A 22,391-nucleotide genomic window follows, 5' to 3' on the forward strand; every position below is an offset into this window, starting at 1 on the left:
CAAATAATAAAATGCAGGACTTACAACAAACGCTAATCCAAATTCTTGATTACATTAAAGGGGTTTGGATTAAAAAGCGTTACGTGATTATTTTTTCATGGCTTATCTGCCCTATTGGCTTTTTATATGTTGCCAGCCTTCCCGATGTCTACTCTTCAAAAGCCCAAGTGTTCGTAGATACTCGATCGGTGTTGCAACCATTACTTCGCGGGCTAGCGATTCAAACAAACCCCGACCAAGAAATTCAGATGATGGCTAAAACACTGCTAAGTAGAAGTAATGTTGAGAAAATTGCCAGAGAAAGTGATTTAGATATTACAACTGCTTCAGAACTAGAATTTGAAACTTTGGTCACTAAATTATCAGACGAAATAAAATTGTCATCAACCGGAAGGGACAATATCTACAATATCTCATTTTCCAATGAACTTCCCTCTGTTGCTCAAAGAGTAGTTCAAGAGACTTTGGATCTATTCGTAGAAGGCGCTTTAGGTAACAACAGAAAAGACACAGATACGGCAGGCCGCTTTCTAGATGAACAAATCTCCGAGTATGAATCGAGGCTAACTGAGGCAGAGCAGCGTTTGGCCAACTTCAAACGTCAATATAATGATATTCTGCCTTTAGCAGGCACTTATTATTCCAGCCTTCAGAATTTAAATAACGAATTAGAGTCGACACGCCTTCAGATAAAGCAAACCCAACAGCAAACTGATTCGTTGAATAAACAAATTAGCAACGCAAAACGCAATGATAGTTTTGGAGTTACTAATCAAGAAGAGCCAACGCTTCGAACTAGATATGACGACCGTATAAGGTCGCTTGAAGAGGAATTGGATCGCCTCACACTTCGCTTTACTGACGCACACCCAGACGTTGTAGAGACCAGAGCTCTGCTATCTAGTCTTGAGCAATCTCGAGAAAAAGAAATTGAAGCATTTTTGAGTAACGAAGAAGATGGCAATAATGCACCGCTTTCAGAGCTCAATAGAGAAATTAAACTTGAAGCTAGTAGATTGGAAAGCCAGATCGCTTCACTGCGTGTGAAAGAAACTGATTTACAAAGAAAAATAAGCGAACTTGAAAGTAAAGTAGACCTCATACCGCAAATAGAAGCCGAATCTTCTGCATTGAATAGAGATTATGATGTTACAAAACGTAAGTATGAAGAACTATTATCACGGAAAGAATCAGCAGATTTATCTCGAAGAGCTGACGTGTCAGCAGAAGACCTTCAATTTAGAATTATCGAGCCCCCGCTTCTTCCAAAGCGCCCTTCAGGCCCCAATAGACTCATTTTTTACACCGCCGTATTAATATTGGGTTTTGGTTCGGGAATTGGTATCGCCTTTCTTATAAGCCAACTTAACCCTATCTTGATTAGACCTAAGCAGTTACTCAATGTGTCGGATTACCCTATATGGGGAACGGTAACTCATTTGAATATCGAACAGATAAACAAGACTAATCGAAACCGTCTTTTAGTATTTCTGCTTTCCAGTGGTACTATCCTGGCAATGTATAGCGCCTTGGTCGCCGCTGAAGTTATGAATATAGATTTATTTGGAGGGCTTCTTTAATGAAAAATACAATTGAGAAGGCACTTCAAAAACAAAAAGAGGCGAAAGCAGCAAGTCAAAAGACTTCGTCTACAGAAAAGCTTGAAGACGCTAATCATTCAAACGTGCCTGAAGAGTCGAAGGTATCAATTGACAAACCTGCACCCGCAGAGCTTCCTGCTGAAACCGTGCTCGCTGATGAAAAAGAATTTATCAATAAGAAATCTCCACTCGACGAATTTGTTATCGATTTTGCCCGTCTTGATAAAAATGGGCATATTTCGCTAAACGGTGAGAGAAAGCAAATTAATGAAGAGTACCGCGAAATAAAGCGTAAGCTTTTAGCCAATGCCTTTGGTTCACTAGCGAAAACCCTTCACAACCCGAACATTATTATGGTTACCAGTAGTCGCCCTTCTGAGGGGAAGACATTCACTGCAACCAACTTGGCAATGAGTATCGCATCGGAGCAGGATAAAACCGTACTGCTAGTGGATGCCGATGTGCTTAAGCCTAATGTGTTAAATACTTTAGGGTTAGAGCGTCGTAAAGGGCTAATGGAATACTTGACCGGGGACGTTGACGATATTTCAGATGTGCTGTACCCAACCAACATCGATAAGCTGAAAATAATTCCTGCTGGAAAATCTCACCATTTGTCTACCGAACTGCTAGCAAGTCAAAAAATGCATGACACTGTTAATGAATTTGCTAACAGATACCCAGACCGAATAGTTATTTTTGATACGCCTCCTCTTATTGGTATAAACGAGAGTGCGATTCTCGCTAATTTCGCTGGCCAAGCGGTTGTTGTTGTTGAAGAGGGCAAAGCGAAGATAGGCGATATTAAAATGTCTGTAGAGCGATTGAACCCGGAAATGGCCATAGGATTTGTAGTGAACAAGTCTGTACATAACGACACCGATGGAAGCGGATATTATGGGTATTATTACTCAGAGCGCAGCGAATAGGCGCAATACAATGCCTAAAAGAAGAATAATAAAGCCGACACTTGTTGCTGCAGCCGTCGCAACAAGTCTACCGGCTTTTGCAAAGCTTAACGTTAATGCTGTTGCCACAGCCGATACCATCTACCAAAGTGTCGATACTGAGGAAAATGGCAACCGTTCACTTACCACGGTGACTGTAGCGCCAAAAGTAAACGCAACTTATCAAACAAGAACATTTCAAGGGTTATGGTCTGGTACCTACACCCATCTTGAGCGCGATAACGACGATGCGAGCCAGCGCCAAGATTACGCAGAGTACAGCTATTCAGCGCAATGGGTACCTTTTGAAAATTTACTGTCCTTTCAAGCGGCTGGGGCTTTAAATTACCAAAATACCAATTCAGCAAACTTTTTAATAAGTGATTTTATTGCAAACTCTGACAGTTTGGCGAAAACTCGCTCGAATCGACTATCTTCTACGCTTACACTAGATCAAGGCGACTGGGTAAGGGGGCAAGGCACGGCGTCATACTCCGACACCGCATCTGAGCGCTCTCTAACTAACAATAACGCTCTAGACAATGATAGCTATCAGCTTACTGGTAACTTAATTAATGGTGATGAAGCTAAGTACTTCATCTGGTCAGTAACCGGCACTTATCAAAATACCGAACGAGGCCAAGCAAACAGTGGTGATTTTGAGTCGAGAACCGCTAATGGTTATATAGACACTCGAATTTATGGTGACTGGGCTATCCGTATAACCGCCAGGCACGAGGCAAACCAAATATCTGACAGAGACGACACCAATAGCTTAGTTAGAGAGTTTAATTCTTACGGTGCCGGTTTAACTTACCGTCAAGCTGAGAATCGTTATATATCACTGACGGCCAATAAGAGTGAGTCTGATTTAGAAGAAGATGATGGTGAGACATTCATAGGCGTTGATTTGCAATGGGCACTAAGTACCCGAACTCGCATCGCTGCAACATATGGACGTCGCTTTTATGGGGAATCTGCCTCAGCAACAATCGGATATAATTCTAAGTACTTACGAACCTCGTTCAGCTATTCGGAAGACGTTACTAACACCTCTCGCTTGTTAGCTGATCCAGAGAACTTAGGCGTGTTTGTTTGCCCAACTTCGTCGACATCCATTGCTGATTGTTTTCAGCCCAATAGCTTAAGTTATACACCCTCCGCGGGAGAGCAATTGGTGCAGCTTACTTCTCAAAATCTAGAGTTTGACGACAACATCATTCTGCGAAAAAGTGCAAATTTTCAAGCAGGTTATGACTTTTCTAGAATTACCCTCGCTTTTTCTTGGCGATATGCCGAAGATGATTACTTAGACGAAGATAGACTAAGACGCACCTACTCTTTCGGTACAAACGTAGCCTATAAAATTGGTAGCTATACCAACATAACTAGCAGTATTAACTACGCCAATATCACAGGTCAGAGTGCAGAAGACGTATTCAGAGGCGAAAGCGACAACTGGAATGCATCCATTGGTTTAGAAAGAGAGTTCGGTCGCCGGTTAAAAGCAAGTATTGATGCTAGGTACCTTAAACAAGAGGGGGATTTGAATACGGGCATATCTCAGTTTGGTAACAACTATACTGACAGACGCTTAAGCGCCTCTATTACCTACACCTATGACTAATTCACTGACTTTTTCAATCTACCGGTTGTAGTTTGTAGGCAGTACTAGTCAACTAAACTCAAAAAAAAGCGCCCGATTTTACGTTAGTAAAAAGGCGCTTTTTTTGTTTATCAAATGATGGTGGCTACAAAGAAAGTATCACTCTTTATTATCCTCACTCTTTTTTATCATCACTCTTAAGTCGGACATACGTTTTGAACTTCTTTTTCATAAGCTTATCAACGTATTGCGTCATTTTCACTTTTTGTGAAATGGCGTCATCTAAAGCATCAACTAATTCTGCTAACATGTCCAAGTAGTATTTGGTGTCGCGAATAACATTGCCTTTAGGTGTCATGATAGTTTGGCTTTCAGGGTGGTCAGCAAATCCCATATGCTCCGTCACTTCCGCGCCCGTTTTATCAGGCTCGAACATCTCTGCTTTTACTTCTTCAATTACTTCGTTTACCGCGTCCGCGTCAAAGCTCTCTAGTTCTTCTAAAAAGCCATAGAGCATTACCCTATCCATTAGGGTATTAATTTTGCGAGGAATACCGCGAGAGAACATGTGAATTCGTTCAAACGCCTCTTCACTGAATAACTGTGAGCCATTCCATCCCGCGTGGTGCAATCGGTACTCAATGTATTCTTTGCACTCTTCCAACGAAAGCGGAGCGAGATGACAAGACGCCACAATACGTTGCCTAAATTGCTCCATATTCGGTGCGCGTAGAATAGGCTGTAATTCTTCTTGCCCCAGCAAAAAGCTTTGAATCAACGGTTTGCCGTTCAGCTGAAAGTTACTCAGCATTCTTAGTTCTTCAATGGTCTCTAACGGAAGGTTTTGCGCTTCATCAACCAATAGTAAGGCGCGGCGACCCGCTTTGTTTAGATCGTATAAGAAAATTTCAAGCGCTTTTAAAATATCGGCTTTTGAGCGACCTTCCGTAGGGATATCAAATTTAGACGCGACCATTTTTACCAGTTCATCTGGCGACAGCTTTGGCGTAACTATTTGAGCTGCCGCAATGTCGTCTTCAATTTCTTCAAGTAAGCTGTTTGCTACGGTGGTTTTCCCGGTCCAATTCCGCCGGTAATAACGATGAACCCTTCAGCTTGAGAAAGTCCATACTGTAGATAAGACATGGCGCGTTTGTGCCATTTACTTGCGAAGAAAAATTCTGGATCTGGGGTTAACTGAAACGGTTTCGAGTTAAGTCCATAATAACTTTCGTACATGCAATTTACCGTTTTTCCATTAAAAATGTGCGTTCGAAAACATGAGTGCGAACACGTGAGTTCGAAACAGCGCGCTTATTCTCGTATATATGGTAACCAACATCGCGCGATTATCGAAGTAATATATTTACGCCGAGTCTTTAGGGCTGGTTGATCTATGTTGTACAGCAAAGGTCAACAAGCACTAGTTAATTCTGCTAACATAAAGCTACGAGAAATTTCTATACATTGAATTACATTGGCACAAAGTATACCAGCCAACGAAGGCAATACCCACCAGGGAAGTACAAAAGCTACGTGGTATCTCTACTTAGTTGAAAATAAGCTTGGCCAACTCTACACAGGAATTACCACTAACCCCAAGCGCCGCATAGCGCAACACCGAGGAGAGTTAAAAGGGGGCGCCAAGGCCTTAAAAGGTAAGGCACCACTGACCTTTAAAGCCATATTCGAAATGATTGACAAGTCACATGCCTCAAAGCTTGAATATGAGGTAAAGAGAATGAGCCGCCCTCAAAAAAACGGGATTATTCGTAAAGGGCAACTCAATGAGCTAATGTGTATGAAAACCCAATTTGAAGATTAAGACATTGGGTTGCGTTAGGTTCGTTATCCAGAAAAGAGTATGCCCCTACCCGCCTAAAACACCGTTAATGATCATCGCGTTTCCTATGCTAAGGGTAAACCCAAGTGCAGCTACACCAACGTTATGCTGTTGGTCGACTTCCTGCCGGAAATTCATGCCAAATAAAATAATTTTTTTGCTCGCTAGTACCAAAATATGAAGTGCGATTGCTAGGCCAACACTAACAATCAGCCAACCTGTTATATTGCTCACGTAGCCTGATGGGTTATAAATGAGTAAATTCTTCGCTGCCGACACAATCATAGCAGTTCCAAGTAAATTACCAGTGTGCTCGATAGCGAGTGCTAACTGGCCCTTCTCTAGCGCCCCTTGAAATGAGTCGTTTTGATTATCTCTTGCATATCTAAACTCTAAAATGCGCGTCATAACAAGCAACATGGTCAGAACTACGGTAAAACCGGTCACAATAGCAATGATTGCGTTCATGTCGCTGCCATCAACCCACACCATAATATTGCGTAAAACAATTGCGCTTGCCACCAAGCTAGCCGCATCAACCAGCGCCACACTCACACTCCTTTCGGCAATCATCGCATGCGTATCAACTTTATTAAGTACTAGTTTATCGTGAGCGAAGCGTCCGAACTTCACCAATATAATGCCCACAATGCCGAAAGTTACCATTCCAATCGCCGCTTCTTTATAACCCACGCCAATATGACGGCCAACAACCGAGCTCAATACTATGCACAACGACAGCATGCCTCCCGCAATGCTTATCCCAAATGCGAAGTTATCTTTAACACCTAGTTCTTCTGTTACCGAGTATTTCCTAAATGCGCCTGTCAGCCACTTCATAATCATTAGCAGTACTAACGCAATTGCGACATCCATAGCGAGATATATCAGCAGTTCTTGCGTTAGAGGTACTAGTTTTACTAAGGCTTCCACGTTATCTTTACTCCTTGAACACACAAAGTTCTTCTGATTAGTTTTTGATGTAGTTTCGAAAAATCAGTGATGGCTAATTGAATAGCGTTCATCTAATACAAACTTGTACAACGATGACATCGAACTTGTTCAGATTTATTTTAGTTAGGGCTAAATGACCTGTAGATCACACCCTGGGTTAGCAGGCACTTAACCACATCGAATGCGGAGCTGCACGTTAGCGCACTTAGCAGACCTTGTTTTGAGTACTTGCAATAGCAATTGTGAGTATTCAACCGTAAAACACGAGCGATATCTCATAAGACGCGAGCATTATGCCAACAGACAACGAAAATAGCATGACAAACGTAGAACTTGCCGAAAAATTTTGGCAGCAGTTGTTAACAGCGCCAGCAATTAGCGAAAGTAACAAAGCCGTGATTGAGGCTCATTGTGAAACACTAATGCTCTCCTTCACGCGTTCCTCTTTCTTGGCAGAGACTTTGATTCAAAACCCTTCATTTGTTTCTCGCATCGTTGAGCCTTTTCAACCCCTTGAGAAAAGTGAAGCGCTTAAATCCCGTGTTCATACCATGTCATCTGACTATCTCGCAAACCTAGACAATGAATTGCACAACGTCGCCAGCGAAGATGACTTAATGCAAGTGTTGAGGGAATTTAGAAATAAAGAGATGGCGCGGATTACTTTCCTCGACGTATTGAACAAGCAACCCATCGAAATATCACTTATGCAGGTTTCAGCATTAGCTGATGTACTTATTAACGGTGCGTACCACTGGCTTTATCAACATTTAGCTGCGCGCTATGGAAAACCACAAAGCCATAACCAAGACATGCACATGTATATCTTAGGTATGGGGAAATTAGGAGGAAAGGAACTCAACTTTTCTTCTGATATCGATTTGATTTTTACGTACCCAGAAAAAGGCGAAACCCAAGGCGGTCGAAAAAGCGTAGAGCATCAGCAGTTTTTTACCAAACTCGCGCAAAAACTTATCCAAGCATTGAACAAAGTGACTAATGACGGTCAAGTCTACCGCGTCGACATGCGTTTACGCCCCTTCGGCGATTCTGGCCCCCTTGTGATGCATTTCGCGGCACTTGAAGATTATTATCAAGACCAAGGTCGACACTGGGAGCGCTTTGCCATGGTAAAAGCGCGGGTGATTAACGATGATAATTCGCAAGATGTGAAATGGTTAAAGAGCATTTTGCACCCGTTTACCTTCCGTCGTTACTTAGACTTCACCACATTAGATGCCCTTCGTAATATGAAAAAGCTGATCGCCACAGAAATACGCAGACGCAGACTGAGTAACAATATAAAACTCGGCGCAGGTGGCATTCGTGAAGTGGAGTTTTTTGCCCAAAGTTTTCAGCTGATTCACGGAGGACGAGAGCCAGCATTACAAAGTAAGTCATTACTTAGCACGTTAGACGCATTAACTGAACTCGATATAGTCGAAAGCGATGTAACGCAACAGCTAAAAAGTGACTATTTATTCCTAAGAAAAGTAGAGCACACGCTTCAACAAGCTCAAGATCGCCAGACCCAAACTCTTCCTGAGTTACCTTGGCAACAAGCTGCGCTTATTGAAGTCATGGGTTTTGATTCTTACAGTGAATTTTTAGTGCATTTAGATACTGTAATGGCGCGTATTCATGCCCATTTCAACGAGTTAGTAGAAGAGTCTCATGATACGCACTCAGAAGAAGACCAGCTTTTCACTGCCTGCCAAGATGCGTGGCGTCTTGCATTGCAAGAGGATGAGTTTACTGAAACCTTTGGCGAATACCTGTCTGCTAGCGATATTAAAGGCATATATTCTATTCTTGTCGTCTTCAAGGATAAGCAACGCAATTATCGCATAGGCCAAAAAGGTGAAGACACGTTAAATAAGTTGCTTCCCGAAATCTTGTATGTGCTCATCAACCAACATCCAAACTACATCCCTCAGGTACTCGACCGTTTACTCGGTGTTATAGAAGCGATTACAGGCCGAACCACTTACCTTGACTTACTACTTGAAAATCCGGATGTATTAAAACAGTTAGTAAGGCTATGTGAACGAAGCGACTGGATAGCTCAAGAAATTAAGCGCTTCCCATTACTATTAGACGAATTACTCACGCCGTTATACCTCGGTCAGCAAAATACCGATATCCATACCAGCAAGCAGGAATATCAGCTGGAACTGCGTGAAATCATGCTTCGTATTGAACAAGACGATGTTGAAATGCTTATGGATGGATGGAGGCAGTTCAAACTTTGCCAACAGCTTCGCATAGCCGCCAGCGACATCAGTGAATCACTACCTATAAACAACGTGAGCGATAAGCTTACGGTGCTAGCTGAAGTGATATTGGAGAACGTAAAAGATGCTGCCTGGATGCAAATGCACCAGCGCTATGGCGTTCCAGCACACCTAGAGGGAACTGACAAAGGATTTGCCGTTATCGGCTATGGAAAACTAGGCGGGTATGAATTAGGTTACGGCTCAGACTTAGATTTAGTGTTTTTGCATAATGCCCCTCGCGGCATAAGTACAGACGGTAAGAAGTCTATTGAAGCGCAACAGTTTTACATTAAGTTGGCGCAGCGCATCATGCATCTTCTCAATACGAAGACGTTGTTTGGACAATTATACGAAACCGACTTGCGTCTACGCCCTTCTGGCAATGCGGGATTGTTATGTTGCCATATCGATGGTTTCGAAAAATACCAGACCGAAGAAGCATGGACTTGGGAACATCAAGCGCTGGTTCGTGCAAGAGCCATTTGCGGAGACCCACGCCTTTTGAATGACTTCACGCAGGTAAGAAATTCTATACTAACTCGCTCTAGAAACGCTAAAACGTTGGCTGACGATGTGTGCAAAATGCGTTTAAAAATGCGGGAGCACTTGCTTTCAAAGGACAACGAAAAGGTAGACTTAAAGCAGTGTGTAGGTGGTATTACCGATATTGAGTTCATGGCTCAATACCTTGTACTCGCTAATGCAAAGTCACAGGCTGCCATGACAGAATATCCTGACAATTTTCGCATTTTTGACGCCGCAGCCAAGACCAACATTATTGATGTCGCCACTGCGCACAAACTGCAAAAGGCGTATTTAAAGCTGCGAGAGCAATACCACCATTTAACGTTAGCAGATACCAAGTACGCAGATCAGAGCGAAGAACTAGATGCCATACGAGAGCAAGTAACCATTCACTGGAATACACTATTTGGAACGTGTAGCGGCTAGGCGATGAAGCTTAACCTCTAACCAAACGACAGTTGGTGGTGAGAAATTCTGTTTCTTGGGCAGTCACCACCAGCGAGCGTTGCTCTGCACATAAATATGCTTTTACTTGCCCTTCAAAACTACTGTCTATGGCACTGGCAATTTTAGCAAGCGATCCTGCAACCGTGTTGTCCAATTGAAACTGGTGCTTAATAACAAAGTCTTGCTCCAGGTTCCATATCACCTGCATGCCTTCAGCTTGAGCATATTGCGAAATAGCTTCGCGCAGTGTGTTCCCTTCCTGGAACGTGCGGTATTTATGTTCGCCGGTCCAATTCTTTTCAACCGGACGTGTTTGGCTAGACATTTGTGCAAGCTTGTTGTCTAAATTTGGATCAACGCCCGCAATATCCAGTACAAAGTCTCCCTGCTCCTCTTCTGCTGGGTCAGTAGCAGACATACGGAAGTCTCGATAGAACTCACTTAACCCACGTGATACAGACTTTTCTTCCGCTTGCCCTTGAGGAACAGGCTCTTGGTCCTGTGTTTGAAGCATGTAAATGAGTACGCCAGCAATGATCACAAGCACTGCAGCTATGCCAATTTGCTTTGCCCAAAACGATGAACTTGAGTAACTTGTCTGTCCCATACCTTACCAATGTGTAGCCACTTTTAATCGAAAATCAGCTTATGCTATGTGTATGAACTTAAGCATAATTCTTCTATTTTAGTCTACCTTCGAACGGAAAGCCTATTATTCTATTTATCTAATTTTCATCGCTAGGTGTTTATTCATACACAGCTATAGTGATTTATACAGCGATTCAGGGTTACCTTCCGGTCTGGTTTTAAATCGCTTGTGCATCCACAAATAGCTTTCTGGCTGTTCTTTAACCGCAGCGTCTACATGTTGATTCAGTAATGTTAGTGCTTCAGCGTCTTCCATATCGCCTAACTGAGAAAGCGGTGGATAGATTTTAATTTTGTAACCGCGTTTGGTGTACTGTGACGTGATGATCATTGGCTCAGAGTGACTACGTCGAATAAACATCAGCGTTGCTGTAGTTGTCGCGGTATCTTTCACCCCACCGAATGGCACAAAGATACTTTGTTTCGGGCCATAATCCTGGTCGGGCAAATACAAACAAAGTTCTTTATCGTCAAGTGCAGCAAGTAAGGCTTTTGCGTTGCGTTTATCAATCATGTATTTGTTCGAGCGGTTTCGCCCATGATACTGAAGGTAATCAACGAGAGGGTTGTTGTGTTTGCGATAAAACGCGATGCTTGGACGGAAGAAGCCAATACCTCTACAGGCAAATTCCAGATTCATATTGTGAAGTGCCATACCAAATACACCTTTGCCATTTGCAAGGGCCGCTTCAACATGCTCAGTGCCTTCAATCTCAATGGCTCGTTTTACGCGCCAGCTAGGCCACCACCACCCCATAGCAGTTTCAAATAGTGCCATGCCTGTACGCCGCACATTTTCTTTGTAAAGCGCCTCTACTTCACTGGCGGAAAGTGTAGGGTTCCAGAGCGTCAAGTTACGCTTTGCGACTTTTGCCCGTTTAGGAACAATTAATGCGATAAGTTTACCGGTACCGCCACCGATAGCGCGTATCACGGGTAAAGGCAACCATGTAATTGTATAAAGAACGAAAACACCTAACCATACAGGCCAAAACTTAGGGCCTAAAAATGCTAGTTTAAATTTAGGAGCTTTAATTGCCGCCGCCAATGTCTGTATCCTTTGAAACGAAGTGGGCGGCATTGTAGCAGAAGGTTTTTGGTGGGGCTAATTGAGACAGACAGCCCACAGTGCTCTTGCGATTAATAGAAGCACTTAAGCAGAGAGAGCCCATACTTGCTTTCTCTGCTTAAGAAATATATTGCTTGTTAGCAATACAAACTGAAATCAGGTCACTAATATTCTTTATCGATTTGCTTCAACTTTTTCTCAAACGATTCATATTGCTCTTTTGAGTCATAGTCAAAATGGTATTGATTGTGAAAGCCGAACTGCAGCTTCACATTAACGTCTTCAATGTAAAGCGTATAGCCATCGTGATCTGTAAACGCAGTAATCCCATTAAGCTTATACTGTTCATCTTCTTTCGCGCCATGCTGGCGGATCTTGTCGAAAACCTGAAGTAAGAACTTGCTGTCTAATTCGTTTTTCATTGTAAATCCATTGTTGAGAATTTATCTATTTTTACACAATCAAACGATTTTTGGATTTATCTAGGGCCTATATTTAAAACGACTATGCGAGTTAATAACTACAACCTAAAAGTTGTAGCGAAAACCTAAATTTACAATATGCGCAGAAAAATCATCTTTGCCACCAAAGTAGGTGTATTCCACGCGTACCATCGACTGTAAGCCTAAGTAGTAATCGAAGCCTAGCCCAGCTAATCCTGCGATAATTGTGTCATCGTATCCACACACAGCGGCTTCTGGGCCACAGGTAGAGCTATCTATCGACGCGTGCTCGATGTCAACGCTTGCCACGCCTAATTTATAATACAGCTCACCTTTCTGGCTACTCGCTTTACCTAGTAACGCCAAATAAGGGCCTTTAGATGAGATTGATTGTTCGTCATTATCTGTATCAATAAAAGAGATATAGCCACCTTCTACATACCACTGACGGTGAAATTGATAGCCTAAAGCAGCTGAATAGCTAATATCAGACTCATTATCTATTTCAGTATCTACGTTGCCAAAGCCAATATTTGCCACTGCATATCCGTTGGCTGATGCTAGTCCAGAAAAACCCAAGCTTGTTAAAGCTGCACTTCCAATAAGGAACTTAGCGAAAAATGATGAAAGACGGCGCATTTTAATTACTTCTCCATGTTAAAGAGCGCTCACTATAAAAGACAATGCCTCTGATTAAAACGAACAAACAGAGTTTAGATGAATACAGTTAACGGACAGCTGCACGAAAAAGCGGGTTCTATACCAGTCCGTATAGATAATTACCCACACAGCGAGAGGTAAAATGTTCGTAATCGCGGCGTGTTACCGCAGGTATAGTGTTTCTACATCAAGGTGACACAACAAGCAGAGCGTTTTTTGACCATTAAATATCAGCAATGTTAATCCCTTGCATCACACTTTCGTATACAAAAGACGCAGATAGTTTATATAACCACATGATTATTTGATAATTTTTACAAAATTTGATCTTTTTTAAATTAGGTGTAGTATTAACCTAAACAACTGGTCAGATGAGCGGATGAGTTATTATGAGTATCAGAACTAGCTTAAAGAAAGTATTACCCCCAATTTCAATCACAGAGCAAGAAGCCTTAGATGCAGGCGATGTGTGGATTGAATCTTCTATTTATCAGGGTAAGCCTGACATGCAGGCGCTACGCGATATCCCTCAGGCAAAACTGAGCGCAGAAGAACAAGCATTCATGGACGGTCCAGTAACCGAGTTGCTGAACATGATCGATGATTTTGAACTAGGCAACGGCAAGCACATTCCTCAGGACGTTTTAGACTTCCTAGGTAAGAACCGTTTCTTCTCTATGATCATTCCAAAGAAATTTGGTGGTCTTGAGTTCAGCCCGTATGCAAACTCTACAATTGTTGCCACTATCGCAGCGAAAAGCGGTGCAATTGCAGTAACCGTAATGGTTCCTAACTCATTAGGTCCAGGCGAGCTTCTTATGCACTACGGTACGACCGAGCAACAAGATTACTGGCTACCTCGTCTAGCAGACGGTCGCGATATTCCGTGCTTCGCGCTTACCAGCCCTGAAGCAGGTTCTGACGCAGGTGCTATTCCTGACGCGGCTATCGTGACTAAAGGCGAGTTCAACGGTGAAGAAGTGCTTGGTTTACGTGTAAGCTGGGACAAGCGCTACATTACACTTGCACCAATTGCGACCGTACTAGGTCTTGCGTTTAAAGTATTCGATCCAGACCAACTACTTGGCGACAAACTAGAGCTTGGCATTACCTGTGCCCTTCTACCTAAGTCTCACCCTGGTGTTGAACTTGGTAACCGTCACGACCCAATGGGTGTACGCTTCTACAACGGTACTACTCGTGGTCAAGATGTGTTCATTCCTATGGACTTCATCATTGGTGGCCAAAAGAACATTGGTCGTGGTTGGCAGATGCTAGTTAGCTGTCTAGGTGCAGGTCGTGGTATTTCACTTCCAGCAATGGGCGTAGCGACTGCACAATCTGCATTTAAAGGCACGGTTGAATATTCTTTCGTACGTGAGCAATTCGGTCTTCCAATTGGTCGTTTTGAAGGTATTCAAGAGAAAATGGCTGACATTGCGGGTAAGACTTTCTTACTTGAGGCTATGCGTGTTCTTACAACTGAAGGTCTAGGCCTAGGCGTGAAGCCATCAGTAGTCACCGCTATTGCTAAGTATCACATGACTGAACTAGGTCGTGATGTGATGAACTCTGCTATGGACATCCAGGCAGGTAAAGCGATTCAACGCGGTCCTCAGAATACGTTAGCGGGCGGCTATGCTGCGCTTCCTATTGCTATTACGGTAGAAGGTGCAAACATTCTTACCCGTAACCTGATGATCTTTGGCCAAGGTGCAATGCGTTGTCACCCTTACCTTAAAGACATGGTTGACCTAATCCACAGCAACGAAAGTTCTGCGGATGCAGAGTTCAACAAGGTACTTCGTAAGACTGTTGGCTTCAGCGTTAAAAATGCATTCCGCAGCCTAGGTAAAGGCTACCTTCCTTTCCTACGCGAGAGCGAGTCTGCTTTACCAGAAGTTCGCAAGTATGAGAAGCGTGTTAACAGCATCTCTGCAAAACTAGCACCACTTGCTGACTTGTCACTTGCTGTGTTAGGCGGTGACCTGAAGAAAGCTGAGCTTTTATCAGCACGTCTAGGTGACGTAATGAGCTACCTATACGGTGCAATGGCAGCAATTCGTTTCTACGAGCAGCGCATTGAAGACAGAAAACTTGCACTACCGTATTTCGAATACGCGATGCAGTGGTCTTTACAACAAGCTGATCAGGCAATTGTTAACTTTATCAACAATTTCCCGAATACGGCGACACGTGGCTTAATGCGTCTTCTTACGAACACCTACACCAATAGTGTTGCGGGTATTAGCGACGACCTAGTGCGTGAGCTTTCTATTGCGTCTATGCAAGATAACAGCGTGAAAGAGCAGCTTACTCACCTTGTTCGCGTTACGCCGGGAGACGGCAATGACATTAACGAGCAAGCGTTTAAAGCGAAGCACGCGGTAGCGCACCTTCTTGGCAAAGTGCAAAAAGCACTTCGCAAAGAGCCTGTAGTGCCGTTCATTTCTTTTGAACATGCACTTAACAAGCTTCAAGAAAAAGGCGTAGTAACGGCTGATGAAGCCGCTAAGCTTCACGACTATAACGAAAAGCGCAAGCTAGCAGTTCGTGTAGACGAATACACGTTCGATATGGAACTTGTTCCAGCGTCTCAAACGCTTAAAGCGATTGATGGCGGTCAAAACGCTGCGTAAACTGTCATAATTGCAGTAACTTGATTAACGAAGCCCCATCCTTGAGATGGGGCTTTTTATTTGCCCGTTAAATTACCTTTCTATTGTTTCGTTCGTACTCTACCCTTAGCTTATCGTGGTTTTCTTAAACAAGGATTTGTAAAGTGAAAACGATGCGCTTTATTGGCATTCAAACCGTTTCAACATTTTTTATTCTCTTTATCTCGTCGCTGCTATTCAATTCAAACGCCAGTGCCCAGCACGATGATACTAACTTCGTCATTGGAGAACTAACTCATCCTCGAGTAAGTAGCTTCTATAAACCCCTAATAGCACGTGCGTACCAAGATATCGGCATTGAGGTTACATTCGAAAAAGTGGGTGGGGAAAGAGGCTTACGGCTGTTGAATGAAGGAATGACAGATGCAGATATTATTCGCTATGACGTAGTGTCTCAGCCTGACAATAACATTGTAATAGTTCCTCCAGCACTGTCTCATGGCGCATCATTTCTATTGTGTATACGAGGAGCTGAGTGCAATAAAAGCATAATTCAACAACCAGATAAGGCAATAGCCGTTACTACCCGATTTTTCTTCAATATGCACGCCAAACCTGGCGAGTTAAATGCCAACATCTTTGAATTTGATGACTTTCACCACGTCATAAATTTACTGCTCAACGGGCGATTTGACTACGCTATTTTACCGAGTGACTATTCTGAAGAAGCCATTTTCGAACAATCTGGAATTGAGTATATACCTCTAGTGGAACACGAATTGGTACACGTTATTCATAAGAAACATAGCCATTTAATTGACCAACTTTCTGCAGCAATCACCAAGCAGCTTCAATTGCTCAAAACCGCGGAGAGTGAATAAATAAAAAACGCCCGCATCAATTGCGGGCGTTAATTGAACAATAACTAGTACCTTCGCACTAGATATTTGCTCGTTAGTCGAACATATATTTAAGCGACAGCACTGTAGTACGGCCGTTCAATGGACGTGCTCTGATGTAGCTACCAACTTCTGCTGAACCTTCTTCTGACTCAGTGATGATAAATTCATCAGTGGCGTTATTCACATTAAGCGACACAGAAAATTGGTCGTTCACCCAATAAGTGGCAAACAAGTTTACAAGGTTATAACCCTCTTGTTTAAGGTCGTTATTGTCCTGAACATAGTACTCTGTCGAGCCTTGTAGTGAGGCACCAACAGACCATGTATCAGTAACGTACTCAGGTGTAATAGTCCAAATCCAATCTGCTTGGCGGCGTGGAGTATTTCCTTCAAGTGCAGGGTTGTTTACATCTTTACTGATTTCAGCGTCTGTCCACGTTAAGTTACCGGATAGCACGAAATTATCAGTTGCTGTCCAGCGGCCTTCAAGCTCTAAACCTGTTGCTTCATATTCGCGCATAAAGGTTAAACCACTGGTTACCTCTGCTTGCGTATCTTCAGTAACAGTATCAAACAAGGTTGCGTTAACCATGAGGTCTTTCGTACCGTATTTGTAACCTACCTCGAATTGCTTCGTTGTATCGTAACCCGATGTTGTGCTTGTTAAGCTGCCGTCTGTATTCAATGTACCGCCAATCTGCAGTAAACGATCGGCAATAGCACGGCCACCTTTTGAGTAACGGGCAAAAAATGTCTGACTGGCGCTTAGCAGGTACGAACCACCGATTGAATAAGACGTATTATTCGCACTGTAATCAACAATTTGAGAAGACGCACCGGCGCGATTTAAGTTGATAACACCACCGCTAATGAAGCCGCTGTTGATTGCTGAAGCATCTTCAATTTGCTCAATAGTTCCGTTACCGTTTAGGTCGAAGTCAGCATTTCCGCCGCAACATGAGCTGATGAGTTCACCTGAAGCTTCGGTCGTGTCATGACGTACCGATGCATCAATAAGAATGTTATCTGACAATTCAAAACCAACGTTCATGTACGGCGCTTTTGTTACATAGTTTAAGTCCCACTCCCACGAAAGGAAGCTTGGTGACAATAAACCGTTTGAAACAAGTTCCACGCCATCGCCATCTGTAATTGTTAGAAGCTGTGAATTGTCACCGTCTAGAGTTTGTATAAATGTCTGCCAGCTTGACCAGCTTGTGGCGATGTCCTGGTTTGAGTAGTAATAACCTACTGTGAGGTCGATACCGTTATCAAATTCTTTACGCAAGCTGAAATCGTTGATCATGTTACCCAGATCGTTGATTCGAGTGTCGAACTGAAGGTTTGTAAATGCTTGTCCTGTGTACACTTCACCAGCGCCAGGTCCGTTCGCGAGTACAACACTTGTGCTGTCGCAATTCAGCGCATTTCCGTCACCGTCAGTAGCGCCGGCACAAAGTGCAGAAGCGAAATTCGATACATCGCCAGGGCCCGCTGGAAATCCATCAGTAAATGGAGCAATAAAACCACCTGAGATATCTGAAATACGGAACTTGTTTAATAAGAACAAGTTTTCAGCCACTTCGAGGTCAACTTCAACGCCAAATGAGTTTACTTTTGATTCGATACCATCGCGGACGTCGCGATTCTCTGGGTTACCATAGCTGTCAAAAGTAGAAATGTTTGTGTTGTAAGCTGAGTTTAATGCCTGTGAGCTGGCATCGTAACCAGGTACCGGGCCATATTCACCATCGCCTTTCACCAATACCGGAGAAGGAAGGTATGTTGATACTTTGTCATCAAGGTTTTTATAGAAGAAACGGATGTGACCGTTATCTAGCATCTTAGTGATATTGAACTTAACCTGACCGCCTTGGTCGCCATTGTATCCCGTTTCTCGCGGGCCCTCTCCACCACGGGCAAAGCCAGCAATGTGGTAGTAAAGGTCGTCGCTAATTTCACCGCCATAGCGAAAATCTAAACGAAACTCTTCGTAATCGACGCCAAATGACGTTCCAATGGCACCGCCACCTACTTCGCCCGTGTTACTGATCAAGTTAATAACACCGCCTGGCGAGTTACTTGCGAATGTTGACGCTGAACCACCGCGTACTGCTTCCACATTCGCTACTGACCAGTCGTAGCGTAAAAAGTTATCGGCATTGCCAAAGTTAATATCACCATATTCTAAAACAGGTAAACCGTCTTCATGGATTTGCAAGAATTTAGAACCACCCGTCGCAAGTGGAATACCGCGAATAGTAATATTTGCGTTACCGCCACCGCCTGAAGACTCGGCACGAATACCGGGTAACGCGCGAAATACCTCAGCGGTAGAACGAGGAGCTAGTTTAAGAATATCGTCTTCATCGAATGCACTTACAGAAACACTAGCTTCTTGCATCGTTGCACCACCCGGTGCAGCGGTAACCACAATCTGTTCGAATTTTTCTTTCGACTTTGCGTCAGCATCAGCTGTTGATGATTCCTGCGCGATAACCGAGCCCGAAAAAGCGGCGCAAATCGCTAGGGTCAAAGCGTTGAGTGTGTGATTTTTGTTCATTTTTTCTCCGACAATGTGTTGAATTTGTTAAATCCAAGGTAGCCTCTGTCCCTTTAACGTAGGGAGGCGGTAGCACAATTTAAACTTAATCGATTAAGAATTTATAACAAAGGAACAACATTGTAAACATCCTGTGAAAAGTTTTTACTCTTGCGCAGCGCCTTATTTAACTTTTGTATACTTATGTTTTAGCTATATTTAGCGGTTCACATCGCTGATAAGAAATAAAAAGCAATATCGATTAAGAACACTACACTTTCAGGTATTTAGAACGAACTGTGAAAAACATAGATAGACTAAAAGCGGGTTGCTTTAGTCGAATTTTAAAATGCCCCCGTCATATGCATTATATTTAGCCTATACTACAATCATTTAGTGCACTTAAGTTTGTACGCTTCCCGCTACTCTGTACGACTAAATTTGCTTTTGAAGTAATGCATTAAATTTGAATCACAATGTAATTAAGGCTTTATCCGGTTGAACACGTATCAAGAATCGATATCACAAACTGAAATAGAACGAGACACAACCGACATGCTAATTGGCAATAGCTTTGTCGGCTTCTTGATGACGATATTTGCCTTTTCTGGCCTGGTATTTTTCTTTGAAAGCGACTCCCCTTCAACATTTGCAAATAAACTACAGATTTGGGGAGTAATGGTGTGCGTCTCACTTCTGAGGCTAATTGATGCATTATATTGGCGCACTAATTTGGCAGGAAAAGCTTATAACCCGCGCCCTGCTTTGATTCGGTTTTCGACCGGTCTCTATGTTACGGGTTGTATTTGGGCGCTTTATTCAGTGCTTTTCTATTCATCCATGACAACTGTCGAACTAGCAGCGACTATGGTTGTACTCGCCGCTATGTCCGGAGGAGCTGGAACCGTCCTGTCTCCGAACATAAAACTCGTCGGATTCTACTCTACTGCTCTTCTTGTACCTATGTCGTTATGTGCGTTAATAGATGCTAGCGGGAAATTTTTTATTTTAGGTGTGCTTGGCTTGGTTTTCTGGTTTGGTATTTTCGCCAGTGCTTTTCGCTACCATCGCTTTTTCATCAGTACATTACACCTTAAAGCTAAGAATAATAGTTTGATGGAACAGATGCGTATTGAGCGTAGTGAAACAGTTAAAGTAAACAAACTACTCATAGCTTCAAACGAAAAGCTCGATGCATCTAACGCCAACCTTGAAGCGGAAGTGGAAAGAAGAACGGCGGATTTATATCGGTTGTCCAACAGAGATCCACTGACAAATTTGCTTAATCGCAATGGCTTTCTCAAGCATCTCAACAATTTGATAGACACCACACGTGCGCTTGATAACTCGCTCGCCCTTCTATTTATCGACTTAGACGGATTCAAGCAAGTTAACGACAGTTTAGGACATAAAGTCGGCGATATTGTCCTTGCCGAAATTGCCAACAGACTTCGTAACTATACAGAAGAAAATCACCTGGGAAGATGGGGAGGAGACGAATTCGTCGCCGTAATTCCTTATGCTAATGTTGATACCGCAAAGGCCGTAGCACACGCTATGCGCAGTGGCGTCACTATTCCCATTATTGCGAACGACAATCAGGTAACGTTAGACGCCACTATCGGCATCGCTATGTTCCCCGTCCATGGCGACAGCGCTGTTGATTTAATTCAACAGGCCGACCTGACTATGTATGATCAAAAGCGTAAGCAAAGAGGCTCTATTGGCGTATTTAATGAAACGTTGCACAACGAAATAAAGCGAGAGCAGCGCCTTTGTGAACGCTTAAGATTAGCCATTGAAAATAGTGAGTTTACTGTTTTTTATCAACCTATCATTGACGTCACGACAAACTCCTTGTCGTCAGTAGAAGCGCTTTTACGGTGGAACTGCGACGGAGAAAACATCTCTCCTGCGGTATTTATCCCCCTTGCAGAGCGCAGCGGGCTAATGCCAGAAATAGGTGCGTGGGTATTAAATAGAGCGCTTATCGACCTTTCACATTGGCAGTTCAAACCCGGTCTCGCAATGTCGATAAATGTATCAGTCGCGCAGCTGCTCGATGACAGCTTCTTTAAAGTTTTAGACAATGCCCTCAGCACAACTAAAATTTCACCAGAACGTCTCTATCTAGAAATAACTGAAAGCGTATTCGCTATTGATAAAGATCTAGTGACTAAACGAGTGAGCGAACTCGTAGCCCGCGATGTCAAAATATCAATTGATGACTTTGGTACAGGTTATTCATCTTTAAACCGTCTTCAATCTATGCCATTCAATTTTATTAAAATTGACCGCTCTTTTATACAGAATAGCTCTGAAGAGAGTGATACCATAATAAGAGCGACACTTTTAATGGCTAAAGAGTTTGGCTGTAAAACCATTGCAGAGGGCATCGAAACTGAGCAGCAAAGGCAACACTTGTCCCAGCTTGGAACCGACTATTTGCAAGGCTTTTACTTCGCTAGACCAATGAACGCCAACGACCTTATTTCTTGGTATAACGAAAACTACTAATAACCATGGCTCAACTTTATTTTTATTACTCTGCAATGAACGCAGGGAAGTCTACATCACTCCTCCAATCAGCTTATAACTACCGTGAACGCGGTATGCATTCCGTGATTTATACCGCAGCGCTAGATGATCGGTACGGCGTTGGGAAAGTCACTTCTCGTATCGGCTTACAAGCAGATGCCAAGCTATACGCAAAAGGCGATGATTTGTTTGCCTCAATAAGCAAAGACTGCGAAGCGTTAAAGCCCGACTGCATTTTTATTGACGAAGCACAGTTCTTAACAAAGGCACAAGTAAAGCAGCTAGTGGACGTAGTTGATGAACTTGATGTGCCGGTACTAGCCTACGGCCTGCGTACCGACTTTTTAGGTGAAACCTTTGAAGGCAGTCACTATTTGTTGGCTTGGGCAGATAAACTATCTGAACTAAAAACCGTTTGCCATTGCGGCAAAAAAGCAAGTTTCGTGGTGCGTTTAGACGAAAATGGCAATGCAGTAAAAAATGGTGATCAAGTACAAATTGGCGGCAACGACACCTATGAATCAATGTGTCGCAAGCACTTTAAAGAACTCGTTTGGGACTAAATCCAAACGTCGAGTAACCTAACTAAAATAAGCGGTCACTGAACCTCATATCTGTTGCGGGCTATAGCATTTATTGTCCGCTTCTCATTCTCTAAAAAATTTGCCACTCCCCCTTCTGCTCTTTGCCAGATTTCAATCGGCGTTATCCAAACTTTCTCGGTACTATCTAGAGGTAGTAAGAAAAAGCATTAAGCATTCTTGCTAGCCAA

The 22,391-nt window shown here is 43.1% G+C and carries 15 protein-coding genes and 1 pseudogene; 9 read left to right on the forward strand and 7 right to left on the reverse strand.

Annotated elements, in window-relative coordinates:
• Positions 1 to 11: 11 nt before the first annotated feature.
• The 3 genes from MASE_RS13215 to MASE_RS13225 are packed head-to-tail and all read left to right on the forward strand — an operon-like array spanning position 12 to position 4,175.
• Entirely contained in the window at positions 12 to 1,580 is a 1,569-nt protein-coding gene (locus MASE_RS13215) for an XrtA system polysaccharide chain length determinant (protein WP_014950247.1), read from the forward strand.
• Positions 1,580 to 2,530, forward strand: coding sequence for an XrtA-associated tyrosine autokinase (locus MASE_RS13220; protein ID WP_014950248.1), 951 nt, complete (start codon positions 1,580 to 1,582; stop codon positions 2,528 to 2,530). Before MASE_RS13215 ends, MASE_RS13220 begins: the two co-directional genes overlap by 1 nt.
• Positions 2,499 to 4,175, forward strand: coding sequence for a porin family protein (locus MASE_RS13225; RefSeq protein ID WP_041693818.1), 1,677 nt, complete (start codon positions 2,499 to 2,501; stop codon positions 4,173 to 4,175). The genes MASE_RS13220 and MASE_RS13225 overlap by 32 nt, the downstream gene beginning before the upstream one ends.
• Positions 4,176 to 4,329: 154 nt before the next feature.
• Here the strand turns inward: MASE_RS13225 and MASE_RS13230 are convergent.
• A pseudogene (locus MASE_RS13230) lies at positions 4,330 to 5,393 on the reverse strand (XrtA/PEP-CTERM system-associated ATPase).
• Positions 5,394 to 5,631: 238 nt separating this feature from the next.
• On the opposite strand from MASE_RS13230, the gene MASE_RS13235 reads away from it, so the two are divergent.
• Positions 5,632 to 5,979 carry a GIY-YIG nuclease family protein gene (locus MASE_RS13235; protein ID WP_014950250.1) on the forward strand — a complete coding sequence of 116 codons (348 nt, stop codon included), beginning with the start codon at positions 5,632 to 5,634 and terminating at the stop codon, positions 5,977 to 5,979.
• Between the two features lie 45 nt (positions 5,980 to 6,024).
• Here the strand turns inward: MASE_RS13235 and MASE_RS13240 are convergent, their stop codons facing one another.
• Positions 6,025 to 6,930 (reverse strand): DUF350 domain-containing protein, encoded by a 906-nt coding sequence (locus tag MASE_RS13240; RefSeq protein ID WP_014950251.1) that lies wholly within the window; start codon positions 6,928 to 6,930, stop codon positions 6,025 to 6,027.
• Between the two features lie 314 nt (positions 6,931 to 7,244).
• Here MASE_RS13240 and glnE point away from each other — a divergent pair, with 314 nt between their 5' ends.
• Entirely contained in the window at positions 7,245 to 10,178 is a 2,934-nt protein-coding gene (gene glnE, locus MASE_RS13245) for a bifunctional [glutamate--ammonia ligase]-adenylyl-L-tyrosine phosphorylase/[glutamate--ammonia-ligase] adenylyltransferase (RefSeq protein WP_014950252.1), read from the forward strand.
• Positions 10,179 to 10,188: 10 nt separating this feature from the next.
• Here glnE and MASE_RS13250 read toward each other — a convergent pair whose 3' ends face one another.
• The 4 genes from MASE_RS13250 to MASE_RS13265 form a co-directional block, all read right to left on the reverse strand.
• A complete protein-coding gene (locus MASE_RS13250; RefSeq protein ID WP_014950253.1) occupies positions 10,189 to 10,806 on the reverse strand; it encodes a TcpQ domain-containing protein in 618 nt (205 codons plus the stop codon).
• 153 nt (positions 10,807 to 10,959) lie between these two features.
• Complete coding sequence (gene lpxL / locus MASE_RS13255; protein ID WP_014950254.1) at positions 10,960 to 11,895, reverse strand: LpxL/LpxP family Kdo(2)-lipid IV(A) lauroyl/palmitoleoyl acyltransferase; 936 nt, start codon at positions 11,893 to 11,895, stop codon at positions 10,960 to 10,962.
• Between the two features lie 185 nt (positions 11,896 to 12,080).
• Complete coding sequence (locus tag MASE_RS13260) at positions 12,081 to 12,338, reverse strand: DUF3081 domain-containing protein (protein ID WP_014950255.1); 258 nt, start codon at positions 12,336 to 12,338, stop codon at positions 12,081 to 12,083.
• A 105-nt stretch (positions 12,339 to 12,443) separates the two neighbouring features.
• Entirely contained in the window at positions 12,444 to 12,998 is a 555-nt protein-coding gene (locus MASE_RS13265) for an outer membrane protein (protein WP_014950256.1), read from the reverse strand.
• A 410-nt stretch (positions 12,999 to 13,408) separates the two neighbouring features.
• Between MASE_RS13265 and MASE_RS13270 the strand changes: the two genes are divergently transcribed.
• Together MASE_RS13270 and MASE_RS13275 are read left to right on the forward strand one after the other, a co-directional pair.
• Positions 13,409 to 15,658, forward strand: coding sequence for an acyl-CoA dehydrogenase (locus tag MASE_RS13270; RefSeq protein ID WP_014950257.1), 2,250 nt, complete (start codon positions 13,409 to 13,411; stop codon positions 15,656 to 15,658).
• Between the two features lie 152 nt (positions 15,659 to 15,810).
• Positions 15,811 to 16,518 (forward strand): type 2 periplasmic-binding domain-containing protein, encoded by a 708-nt coding sequence (locus tag MASE_RS13275; protein ID WP_232362850.1) that lies wholly within the window; start codon positions 15,811 to 15,813, stop codon positions 16,516 to 16,518.
• A gap of 73 nt (positions 16,519 to 16,591) precedes the next feature.
• Here the strand turns inward: MASE_RS13275 and MASE_RS13280 are convergent, their stop codons facing one another.
• Positions 16,592 to 19,102: a TonB-dependent receptor gene (locus MASE_RS13280; protein ID WP_014950259.1), complete on the reverse strand. Its 2,511-nt coding sequence runs from the start codon at positions 19,100 to 19,102 to the stop codon at positions 16,592 to 16,594.
• Positions 19,103 to 19,579: 477 nt separating this feature from the next.
• Between MASE_RS13280 and MASE_RS13285 the strand changes: the two genes are divergently transcribed.
• The gene (locus tag MASE_RS13285) at positions 19,580 to 21,598 is read left to right on the forward strand and encodes a putative bifunctional diguanylate cyclase/phosphodiesterase (RefSeq protein ID WP_014950260.1); all 2,019 of its coding nucleotides are present in this window, start codon (positions 19,580 to 19,582) and stop codon (positions 21,596 to 21,598) included.
• A 5-nt stretch (positions 21,599 to 21,603) separates the two neighbouring features.
• Complete coding sequence (locus MASE_RS13290) at positions 21,604 to 22,182, forward strand: thymidine kinase (RefSeq protein ID WP_014950261.1); 579 nt, start codon at positions 21,604 to 21,606, stop codon at positions 22,180 to 22,182.
• The last annotated feature ends 209 nt before the right edge of the window (positions 22,183 to 22,391 follow it).

It is taken from the genome of Alteromonas macleodii ATCC 27126 (assembly GCF_000172635.2).
Lineage (GTDB): Bacteria > Pseudomonadota > Gammaproteobacteria > Enterobacterales > Alteromonadaceae > Alteromonas > Alteromonas macleodii.

Bases quoted from the DNA above. Each gene is read 5' to 3' on its own strand.
- glnE (WP_014950252.1), top strand. From the start codon at position 7,245: ATGCCAACAGACAACGAAAATAGCATGACAAACGTAGAACTTGCCGAA.
- MASE_RS13225 (WP_041693818.1), top strand. From the start codon at position 2,499: ATGGGTATTATTACTCAGAGCGCAGCGAATAGGCGCAATACAATGCCT.
- MASE_RS13290 (WP_014950261.1), top strand. From the start codon at position 21,604: ATGGCTCAACTTTATTTTTATTACTCTGCAATGAACGCAGGGAAGTCT.
- MASE_RS13280 (WP_014950259.1), bottom strand. From the start codon at position 19,102: ATGAACAAAAATCACACACTCAACGCTTTGACCCTAGCGATTTGCGCC.
- MASE_RS13270 (WP_014950257.1), top strand. From the start codon at position 13,409: ATGAGTATCAGAACTAGCTTAAAGAAAGTATTACCCCCAATTTCAATC.
- MASE_RS13275 (WP_232362850.1), top strand. From the start codon at position 15,811: ATGCGCTTTATTGGCATTCAAACCGTTTCAACATTTTTTATTCTCTTT.
- MASE_RS13250 (WP_014950253.1), bottom strand. From the start codon at position 10,806: ATGGGACAGACAAGTTACTCAAGTTCATCGTTTTGGGCAAAGCAAATT.
- MASE_RS13265 (WP_014950256.1), bottom strand. From the start codon at position 12,998: ATGCGCCGTCTTTCATCATTTTTCGCTAAGTTCCTTATTGGAAGTGCA.
- MASE_RS13215 (WP_014950247.1), top strand. From the start codon at position 12: ATGCAGGACTTACAACAAACGCTAATCCAAATTCTTGATTACATTAAA.
- MASE_RS13260 (WP_014950255.1), bottom strand. From the start codon at position 12,338: ATGAAAAACGAATTAGACAGCAAGTTCTTACTTCAGGTTTTCGACAAG.
- MASE_RS13220 (WP_014950248.1), top strand. From the start codon at position 1,580: ATGAAAAATACAATTGAGAAGGCACTTCAAAAACAAAAAGAGGCGAAA.